Origin of the sequence: Mesorhizobium sp. M2A.F.Ca.ET.037.01.1.1 (assembly GCF_003998075.1) — a bacterium.
GTDB lineage: Bacteria > Pseudomonadota > Alphaproteobacteria > Rhizobiales > Rhizobiaceae > Mesorhizobium.
The window spans coordinates 1-1,932 of the sequence record NZ_RZSA01001134.1 but is presented as its reverse complement, the minus strand read 5'-3'; the positions used below and the strand labels follow the sequence as shown (position 1 = coordinate 1,932).

Annotated in this window: 1 protein-coding gene and 1 pseudogene; both read left to right on the top strand. The window is 63.3% G+C overall.

What is annotated here, in order from left to right:
* Nucleotides 1-213 precede the first annotated feature (213 nt).
* Complete coding sequence (locus EOA27_RS34280; protein ID WP_126083713.1) at nt 214-486, top strand: hypothetical protein; 273 nt, start codon at nt 214-216, stop codon at nt 484-486.
* Nucleotides 487-618: 132 nt separating this feature from the next.
* Nucleotides 619-1,698 (top strand): annotated as a pseudogene (locus EOA27_RS34275) (substrate-binding protein).
* Nucleotides 1,699-1,932: the final 234 nt, after the last annotated feature.

Genomic DNA, 1,932 nt, shown 5'->3' with positions numbered 1-1,932 from the left:
GCCCAAGACCGCGGACCATCACATCCAGGCGGTCTACGCCAAGATCGGCGTGGGCACCCGTGGCGCAGCCGCGCTCTACGCGGTCGAGCATGGCCTTGTCCGGCCGGGCGAAATGCCGGCTAGGGAATTCACCCCATGTGCGCCCGCTGCAAGGCGCGCATCGTGCTCCTGTCGACGGACCAATGGTGGCCGCGACCGACAGGAGGAAATCCGATGCTTCTCGCAACGACCAAGGTGGCGGACGTCGACCACTTTATCCGCATCTTTTCAACCAAGGGCGCCGACAAGCGCCGACTGCACGGCTCAAACGGCGCAACCGTGTTCCGCGACCCGAGCGAACCGGACCGCGTCTGGGCGATCTTCGACTGGGACGCCGAGGGCTGGAAGAATTTCGTGTCGGATCCGGAGGTGCCGGCGATCCTTCAGGAAGCCGGCCATGTCGGCAAGCCGCAGGCGGCACTGCTGCTCGGCCGCTACGAGGCCTGAGGTCCACGCCGCGCGTCGCCTGCCGTCGGCGGCGGCGCGTCCGGCAAAATCTAGACATGAAACCGGTAATCGGAGACTTCAAATGGATCCGAAACCCATCAAGATCGGCCTCATCGCCGAACTGACAGGCCCATTGTCTTTCATGGGCATCGCAAACGCGAACCTCACCACGATGCTCGTCACGATATCAATGCCAAAGGCGGCCTGCTCGGCCGGCCGGCGGAACTCGTCATCGAGGATGGCGAGACTACCGACAGTGTCGCCATGGCAAAGGCCGCGAAACTGGTCGATGCCGACAAGGTCGATGTGGTCGTCGGCGGTATCTACAGTTCGACCCGCCTGGCGATCAAAAGCGAGGCGGTCACGCGGGGCAGGACGCTCTACATCTATACCGAGCAGTATGAAGGACACGAAAATGATCCCCTGATCTTCTGCACGGGCCCCGTGCCCGCGCAGCAGGTCGACCCGCTGATCCCATGGCTGATGAAGAGCACCGGGGCGAAGCGGTTCTATCTGCCGTCGGCCGACTACATTTGGCCGCATCTGCTCAACAAGGCCGCCAGTCGGGCGGTGCACGCCAATGGCGGCGAGATCGTCGGCGAGGAGTATTTCCCGCTCGACACCGTCGATTTCCGGCGGACGGTGCAGCAGATCATGGCAAGCGGCACCGACGTGGTTTTCAACACCATTGTCCCGCCGGGCCTGACGCCATTCCTCGAAGAACTGCACAAGGCCGGTTTCGGCAAACGCGGCGGCAGAATCGTCTGCACTTACTTCGACGAGAACTTCTTCAATCTGGTGCCGTCCGAGCAGATCGAGGGCCTCTACAGCTGCCTCGACTACTACTAGGAACTCGACGAACCGTTCGGCCGCGCGCTCTTGCGCCGCTATAGCGAGCGGTTCCCAGGCGGCGCCACCTTGACCGCGGGCAGCGGGTGCACCGGACATTACCGGGCAATCAAGATGTGGGAAGCTGCGGTAAAGGAAGCAGGCAGTGTCGAGCGAGATGCGGTTATACAGGCGCTCGATCACGTGCGGATCGGCGAAGGCCCGGGCGGTCCGGCCGAGATGGTTCCCGGACAACACCATGTTCGCATGAACATGTACATCGCGCAGGCACAGAGCGGTCGATTCCGGATCGTCAAGAATCTGGGTGCGATCGATCCCGACGAGCAAGTGCTCAGCGGCTTTCAATTCAGGAACGCACGGTGACTTGAAGCGCCGATCGCTGATGCTTCTGGCGGGGGCAGCCACATGGTGCCCTCGCCATCTCCGTCGCGCTGACAAGGTGGTCGGACCCCAGCGGGACCTGACCGCCTGCATGTCGCGGCCGGCGACCTTATCTCCCGCCGCTCTCTCTCATCCGCGCGATGATCTCGGCCATCAGCGCAAGGTCGCGCCGTGAGTCCGCCAGGTCGGTGAGCGGCTTGGTGCCCTCCATGATGT